The organism is Halolactibacillus alkaliphilus (assembly GCF_900115465.1).
GTDB lineage: Bacteria > Bacillota > Bacilli > Bacillales > Amphibacillaceae > Halolactibacillus > Halolactibacillus alkaliphilus.
Genome location: NZ_FOWN01000018.1, coordinates 47,604 through 56,509 on the forward strand (window position 1 = coordinate 47,604; position 8,906 = coordinate 56,509).

The window sequence follows — 8,906 nt, forward strand, 5'->3', positions numbered from 1 at the left end:
CGTTTTAGAGCGAGAAAACACCTTCCTCAAATATTCGTTAGAATGTTAAGTGGGAGGAGTTTAATCATCTTCATCTGTCACTTTAAATACCCGCGTTGCTTCAACGGCTTTTTGCCAGCCACGATATAATTTCCGACGCTTTATTGGGTCCATAGCCGGTTCAAAGGCGCAGTCTTTTTGCCAGCGCGCTTTAATCGTGTCTTTATCTTTAAAGAAACCCGTGTATAAACCTGCTAAGTATGCTGCACCTAGAGCGGTTGTTTCGTTATTGACTGGGCGCTCAACGGGCGCATGCATTAAATCACTCTGAAACTGCATAAGAAAATTATTTTTTACAGCCCCTCCATCAACGCGAAGCGTATTAAGCGTCACCCCAGCATCTTTCATCATCGTATCAAGTACATCTTTTGTTTGATAACAGATTGCTTCAAGCGTCGCTCTAATGATGTGTTCTTTAGTCGTTCCTCTTGTTAATCCAAACATGGCACCTCTAGCATCACTGTCCCAATAAGGCGTGCCAAGGCCAACAAAAGCAGGTACAACATAAACACCATCAGTCGAAGCCACACGCAAAGCATAACGTTCACTATCGCTCGTCTGTTCAATCATACGTAAACCGTCGCGTAACCAACCAACAGCACTGCCACCGACGAATATACTGCCCTCTAATGCATAGGTCACCTGATTATCTAAGCTCCAAGCAATCGTTGTGAGTAACCCCGATGGTGAGTGAATCGCTTCACTACCGGTAGGCATCAACATAAAACAACCAGTACCGTATGTGTTTTTTACCATCCCCTTCTCAAAACATGCTTGACCAAAAAGTGCTGCTTGTTGGTCACCTGCTGAGGCGGTAATTGGCACCTCATATCCAAAGAAATGGTGACTCACCGTATTTCCCAGATGACTGGACGTATCAACAACATCTGGTAACATCGCTTTTGGCACATCAAATAGTCTAAGTAACTCCTCATCCCACGTCAGTGTATGAATATTATAAAGCATCGTTCTAGAGGCATTACTTCGGTCTGTTTTGTGTACTTTTCCACCGGTTAGTTTATAAATGAGCCACGTATCAATTGTCCCAAAATAAAGCTCTCCTCGTTTAGCTCGTGCTCGATTAGGATCAACCCGGTCTAGCACCCACTTAACTTTACTCGCAGAAAAATACGGATCAATCAACAAACCTGTTTTTTCTTTGATCATGGCCGCATGACCATGTTCACGTAGCTGTTGACAAATATCTTCCGTTTGTCTTGATTGCCAAACAACCGCTTTATGAACAGGGCGCCCCGTATCCTTCTCCCAGACGACGCTTGTCTCCCTTTGATTCGTAATACCAATCGCCTCTACTTGACTCGCGTGAACATCCCCTAACCTAAAAACCTCTGCCATTGCGGCCAAAACGGATGTCCAAATTTCATTTGCATCGTGTTCAACCCACCCAGGCTGAGGATAGAATTGTTCGAATTCACGTTGACTTTTCGCGATAATCTCACCCGCTCTGTTGATTAAAAATGCGCGTGTACTCGTTGTTCCTTGGTCAATGGATAAAATATAGTCTTTCACTTACTTATCACCCCTATCTTATAATTCATGCTTGTTTCATTTTCACTTGACATGTCCTTTTATACACGCATCAGGCAGGTTATGCCAGATTGCGCGATTTCCTTATGACAAAGAAAAAAATACCTGTACATCTAAAGACGTCTTAATGACGTCTTATGTACAGGCCAATACTTGCGAAGGGATGCAGCTCGCTTGCTACAAGATTATCATACCCAATTTTGTAAGCGTTATCAATAGTTTTTTTACTTTTTTTAAAAGTGTTTTTACTTTTTTAAAACTTCGTTAACTAAAGGTTGATAAAACAGGCTTTTCTCACTTCCTTTAAAGGAAGAATTGTTCATTTTAGTCGCTTTCCTCCTATATCAATGCTGAAATTCATCATCCATCTATCTCATTTCGATATTAATTCGTGGTTTTCATTAAAATTTTCATGGCAATATAGCATGATAACGGTTTAATTCCTTAAAATTTACATACTTTTCAGTTATTTTTGCAAATTTCTCGTGTTATGATAAAATATAGTCACCATATTAAAGAGTGAGGTTAACAATCCACGCGAATGATACATATGGTCTTCGTTGATCACTGATGTGACATCAATATAAAATCTTGAAAGGAAGTGATTCAATGCATCAACAACAAACCAAAGGAAACATTACGCTGAATCAAGACGTCGCTTATTTAAACGACATCCTTGATAGTGTCTTGTTTAATGAAGGTGGAGAAGAATTACTAGAGACAGTGAAATATTTCCGTAAGCTATCAAAAGCTTTGAGGGATGAGGCGTCTCCTAGTAACTTTGATCAACTTAATCAAGAAATTATGCAACTGGCACCCGAGCTTAGAAACAAAGTCATTCGTGCTTTTAGTGTTAACCTTCAACTTTATAACATTGCTGAACAAAACTACCGCATCCGTCGTCGGAGAGAATACCAAATGGAAGATGACACCATCATCCAACCACGTTCTCTAGAAGCAGGTGTCAATAAGTTATTCGATCATGATATCTCTATTGACCAAGTCGAAAAAGCGCTAGAAGATTTATCACTTGAACTTGTGATTACCGCACACCCAACCGAAGCGACACGCCGGACGATGTTACGGATTCACCAACGCATTGCTGATCTCTTAAAACAATGGGAGTTTTCTTATACACGTTATGATAAGAAAGTGATTCAAGAAGAAATTGAAACAGAGATGACAATTCTTTGGCAAACAGCAGAGATTCGCGAGAAGAAACCTTCAGTTATGAAGGAAGTCTCTAATGGGCTATATTTCTTTGATAAAGTGCTATTTAATGTCTTACCTGTTTTACACCAAGACTTAGAAGATTTACTGTATGATAAATACAGTCATCGTTTCCACGTGCCTGCCTTTTTACGGTTTGGTTCATGGATAGGTGGAGATCGTGACGGTAACCCTAACGTGACCGCTAAGATAACCTATAAAACATTAAAAGAACAACGTAGTCTTGTCTTAACGAAATACATGGAATCTATTGATAAGCTTAAAGAAAAACTGAGCCAATCAGTAAAGAAAGTCGCAGTAAGTGATGCGTTGATTGCATCTATTAAAAATGATCGCGATGAATTAAACTATCGCGGCTGGCATAAAGAAGATGAGGTTTACCGTGTCAAGTTAGGCATGGTCATGCGCCGTTTAAAATTGACAGCTGAAGATAAGCCTGGTGCTTATGTTGATGCGCATGCACTTTCTGAGGACTTATTGCTTATTCAAGATTCCCTTGAAAATCATCAACCAAAAAATAACCCTATTAAACTATTACGCCACATTATTCGCCAAGTACAAATCTTCGGCTTCCACTTAGCGACACTTGACGTGCGTAATCATAGTGGCGAACATGAGTCAACGATCACTGAGATCTTGCATCAAGTTGGTATCAGTGATGACTATAAATCGCTTTCTGAGTCTCAAAAGCAGCAAGTCTTAATTAATGTCTTAAAAGACCCGCGTCCACTTATCTCAATTTATGATGAGTTTAGTGTGAGTTCACAGGAAATGATTGAAACATTTAGAACAATTAAAGAAGCAAAAGACACGTTCGGTGAGCGAGCAATTGAAGTCTATCTCATTAGTATGGCAGAAGCTGTGAGTGATGTGTTAGAAGTATTAGTTCTCGCAAAAGAAGTAGGCCTTTACCGCGTCTATCCTGACGGTCGGGTGAAGAGTCGCTTGCACGTAGCCCCACTACTTGAGACAATTGACGACTTAAAAGCTGGCCCTGAAATTATTAAACAACTGTTTAATATCCCTCTTTACCGTAAGCATATTGAAGCGCGCGGTGACTCGCAAGAGATCATGCTTGGTTACTCTGACGGTTCTAAAGACGGTGGTAACTTAACAGCCAATTGGGAACTTTACAAAGCGCAAGAAGATATTCACTCTGTGGCCTCTTCTTATGGCGTTAAACTGAAGTTCTTCCATGGTCGCGGTGGTTCACTCGGTCGTGGTGGCGGGCCACTTTACTCAAGTCTATTATCACAACCACCAATCACACTCGGTGACGGTGTTAAAATCACAGAACAAGGTGAGGTTTTGTCTTCACGTTACTTGATTCCTGATATTGCTTACCGTTCACTTGAACAAGCAACCAGTGTCTTACTTACATCTATCGCAGGGATTAAGCAGACAGAAAAACATCGTGACATGCCTTCTAATGAAGCCAAAGATGCGATGGCATTTATTTCTGAAGTGTCATTAAAGAAATATCAAGATCTCGTCTTTAACGATAAAGACTTTTTGAAATACTTCAACCAAGGGACACCACTTAATGAGCTTGGCGCATTAAACATCGGTTCACGTCCAATGAAGCGTAAAGGTAGTGATCGCTTTGAAGATTTACGTGCCATTCCATGGGTATTTGCGTGGACACAATCACGTCAACTTATCCCAGCATGGTATGCTGCAGGTACTGGACTCAAGGCTTATCTTGATGAAACAGGTAACATTCAATTGTTACGAGAGATGTACAAGCAATGGCCATTCTTCCAAGCAACAATCAACAACCTTCAAATGGCTTTAACAAAAGCCGATTTAGAGATTGCCGATGCTTACACAGATATGATTGAAGACCAAGAAATGGCTAAGCGTATCTTTCAGTCAATTCGCGATGAACATCAGGTGACTAAAGAGATGGTTTTACAAATCGCCCAACAAGATGATTTAATGGATCACCAACCAAACATTAAAGAATCGGTGCGCTTACGTAACCCGCTTGTCGATCCACTGAACTTAATTCAAGTGCAATTAGTGAATCGCTTGCGTCAAGTGGAGGAAGGTTCTGAAGAGTTTAACCAACTACTTGCAGAAGTTCTCCTTACGATCAATGGTATTGCTGCTGGTTTACGTAACACCGGTTGATGCCTATTACAATTCAATTAATTATTTTCGCCCCTAAAAGCAAGCATGCTTTTAGGGGCTTTTCATTTTCGGTCACGTTCAATCAATCACTTCTATATTTACCGTAATACATATCTCCATTTCAAAAAAATCTTGCCAAATGAACCGGCCTTTCGTTTTTCATCACCGCACTCAGCTCGTTTTTAAGCACCATTTAAATCCGTTGAAATAAGCAGATGAACCTCAGGACGCCCCTTAACTTTTTTGTTATTCTACTTGTTATACCGTCTTAATAATCGCACTTTTGAATTATTTTGATTTATTTTGAAATAAAATGATGGAAAATGATTGATTTTTGTAAGCGTTTCAGTTATGATAAAAACGTAGTAACAAATGCAGCACTTTTACTTTCATTCTTTTATTATTCAACACTACTTTTTTAGGAGGTTAAGACAGATGAGAATCACTGAATTATTAACAAAAGACACAATGTCGCTAAATTTATCTGCCTCATCAAAGGATGGTGTCATTGACGAACTCGTTAGTGTTTTAGAATCGGCGAGGAAAATCAATGACCCAGCGCAATTTAAAGCCGATATTCTAACGCGTGAAAGCCATACCTCAACAGGGATTGGTGACGGGATTGCGATTCCTCACGCAAAATCAACCGCCGTCGTTACACCAGCCATTGCTTTTGGACGTTCAAAAAATGGGATTGACTATGATGCCTTAGATGGCAAAGACAGTCACTTATTCTTTATGATCGCCGCACCTGTTGGTGCCAATAACGAGCACTTAGATACATTAGCTCGCTTATCAAGCATGCTGATGGATGACAGCTTTAGAAAAGGATTATTAGAAGCAACATCAACAGATGACGTTGTCCAATTAATTGATCGAAAAGAAGCCGAACGCGAGGAAGGTGAAACGACGATGACACAATCAAGTAAAAAAGTCTTAGCCGTGACAGGTTGCCCTACTGGTATCGCTCATACGTATATGGCAGCGGATGCTCTAAAAGCCAAAGCCAGAGAACTTGGTGTCGATATTAAAGTTGAAACGCGTGGTTCAGGTGGTGCAAAGGACGTCTTAACAGAAGCTGAAATTAGAGAAGCTGATGCGATCATTATCGCTGCCGATACTAATGTTGATAAAGAACGCTTTAGTGGCAAAGTCTTAATTGAAGCTGGTGTCACAGACGGGATTCGTCGACCAGAACAATTGATCAATAGCGCTTTAGCGTCTGATGCACCGATTTATCGTGGCAGTGGTGAGCGTTCAACACAAAAAGTAGGCAAACAGAAAAATGCGTTCTATCGTCATTTAATGAACGGTGTTAGTCATATGTTACCGTTTGTTGTTGGGGGTGGGATTTTAATTGCTCTAGGATTTATGTTCGGGATTGAAGCGCACGTGGAAGGGCATGAAACGTATAACCAATTCGCTCAAGCATTAAATACGATTGGTGGCGGGAATGCCTTTGGATTGATGATTCCTGTTCTTGCTGGCTTTATTGCGATGAGTATTGCAGACCGGCCCGGACTCGCACCTGGTATGGTTGGTGGTTTTATGGCAGCACAAGGAACAAGTGGTTTCCTTGGCGGTTTAATTGCTGGTTTTATGGCCGGTTATATCGTGGTCCTTTTAAAGAAACTTTTTGCGAATATTCCGCAGTCACTTGACGGAATTAAAACGATTCTTATTTATCCTTTACTCGGGATCTTCACAACCGGAATCATCATGTTCTATGTTGTTGAAAAACCGGTTGGGGCCTTTAATACAGCGCTTGGTGATTGGTTACAATCACTAGGGACAGGGAATGCCATTCTCTTAGGCTTAATTTTAGGTGGTATGATGGCCGTTGATATGGGTGGTCCGATTAATAAAGCCGCTTATACATTTGGTATTGCGATGATTGCTGAAGGTTTCTTAACACCACATGCCGCTATTATGGCTGGTGGTATGGTACCACCACTTGGTATTGCTTTAGCCACGTTCGTCTTTAAAAATCGTTTCACAAAAGAAGAACGCGATGCCGGTGTATCAAATATTATCATGGGCGCAAGCTTTATCACAGAAGGCGCCATTCCTTTTGCCGCCGCTGACCCAGGACGCGTCATCCCTTCACTCATCGTTGGTTCAAGTGTTGCTGGTGCTTTATCTATGTTCTTCAAAATTGGTCTTCCTGCACCACACGGTGGTATCTTTGTTATTCCACTCGTGGAAGGTAGTGCATTGATGTACATTGTCTCTATCTTAATTGGTTCGGTTATCACCGCTATTATGTTAGGTATGCTTAAAAAACCGATTAGAAGTTAATTAATAAGTGATCTTAATTGTAAATAACGATTGCTTTCACCTCGCTTCTAAGCGTATAAACAGCACGTAGCCACTTGATGGTTACGTGCTATTTTTATGCAACTCATTATACGAATGGGTGAATATTATGGTACAATAGAGCCAGTAAATACTATTTTAAAAATAAGGAGGACACTTTCATGCCTTGTCCCCACTGCACAATTGTTGGCCATAAAATTACCTTTTGTTTAAATAAAACGATTATCACCTTGATTAAAAAGCACTTTGATCACCAAGGCTTTCCTATGGAAGTGAACGAACATTACCTCACAACACACGAACAAGCGGCACGTGAACTCGTTGATTTTTTAGAAGCAACCAAACTAACAACTGATGTCACGTTTAAAATTAATAATTATGATTGGTTACCAATCATAGATTTCCATAAATACGTGGAAGCTTCTTGGGTGGATGACTTATTATTTGAACCATACATACGGATGCATTTTCAACCGATTATTAAATCAGATGGCAACATATTTGCCTATGAGATGTTATCACGATTTGTCGATAAAAAGGGCCAAACCATTTATCCTAATGTCATGTTTCCAGCCGCAAAAGTACGTGGGCGTACCTTTGCATTAGACCGCATTTGTCGGATTCATGCCGTAAAACAAGTGAAGAAATTGTTGCCAAATCAAAAAGCGTTTATTAATTTCATTCCAACGTCAATCTACACACCTGAATATTGCTTGAAAACAACGACCGATTTAGCCAATGCTCTAGATATCGACAGTAGCCGATTTGTCTTTGAAGTTGTTGAAACCGAACAAGTAAAAGACACAGGGCATTTAAAAAACATTTTAAGTTATTATCAGTCAAATGGTTTTTTATATGCGCTAGACGATGTTGGGAGCGGCTATAATACATTGACATTTTTAGAAGAACTTAAACCACCGTTCATTAAACTTGATTTAACGTTTGTACGCAACGTTCATCAAGACCCCGAAAAGCAACACATCGCAAAAGAAATCCTTAAGTTACGTGACACCTTCGGTGCCATGGCGCTTGCTGAAGGAGTAGAGACAGTCGCTGAATTTGATTGGTTAAAATCCGCCGGATTCGATCTATTTCAAGGTTATTTATTTGGTAGACCTGAAAAAGAGCCTCTCAAAGAAGCAACTATTGATTTAAAAAAGTTATAAACAAACGAGTTTGAGACAAAACGCGAAAATATGACATAAAAACCGGATGTGATCTTCTTAATCAAAAATCACATCCGGTTTATTTTTGGTATTTTCACTATCGAAAAAGTTTGTCGAGATAATGGCAACGAACGAACCTGGATTGAACACTTCTCGTGAACTACTCCCACCACTTACCACCCTTACGGGTTGCTTGAAGTGGGGGCTTCTTGGGTAATCGCCACTTTTGATAGCTGACGAAATTGACCAAGCTAACCCTCTTGTTCCAAGAGTTTATATTTTCATTAGGCACTTGCTAATAAGTGAATACCTTCTTTTTTGATATTGAGTGCTGAATTATAATCTCTATCAAGGTTTAATCCACAATCACATCGATAAGTGCGCTCTGATAATTTGATTTCTTTTACAAAACCACAGTTAGAGCAAGTTTTTGTAGAGGGGAACCATTTGTCTATTTTGACAAGCTGTTTTCCT

The 8,906-nt window shown here is 40.1% G+C and carries 5 protein-coding genes; 3 read left to right on the top strand and 2 right to left on the bottom strand.

Annotated features, from left to right (window positions below; genetic code table 11):
- Nucleotides 1–60: 60 nt before the first annotated feature.
- On the bottom strand, nt 61–1,569 hold the full coding sequence (gene glpK / locus BM163_RS08575; protein WP_089802181.1) for a glycerol kinase GlpK: 1,509 nt from the start codon (nt 1,567–1,569) through the stop codon (nt 61–63).
- 627 nt (nt 1,570–2,196) lie between these two features.
- On the opposite strand from glpK, the gene ppc reads away from it, so the two are divergent.
- From ppc to BM163_RS08590, 3 genes are all read left to right on the top strand, one after another.
- Nucleotides 2,197–4,950 carry a phosphoenolpyruvate carboxylase gene (gene ppc / locus BM163_RS08580; protein WP_089802183.1) on the top strand — a complete coding sequence of 918 codons (2,754 nt, stop codon included), beginning with the start codon at nt 2,197–2,199 and terminating at the stop codon, nt 4,948–4,950.
- A 435-nt stretch (nt 4,951–5,385) separates the two neighbouring features.
- Entirely contained in the window at nt 5,386–7,248 is a 1,863-nt protein-coding gene (locus tag BM163_RS08585; RefSeq protein ID WP_089802185.1) for a PTS fructose transporter subunit IIABC, read from the top strand.
- 179 nt (nt 7,249–7,427) lie between these two features.
- A complete protein-coding gene (locus BM163_RS08590) occupies nt 7,428–8,432 on the top strand; it encodes an EAL domain-containing protein (RefSeq protein ID WP_089802187.1) in 1,005 nt (334 codons plus the stop codon).
- 284 nt (nt 8,433–8,716) lie between these two features.
- Here the strand turns inward: BM163_RS08590 and BM163_RS08595 are convergent.
- Nucleotides 8,717–8,906, bottom strand: a 190-nt coding sequence (locus tag BM163_RS08595; protein WP_143088205.1) for a zinc ribbon domain-containing protein, incomplete at its 5' end; no start/stop codon positions are given.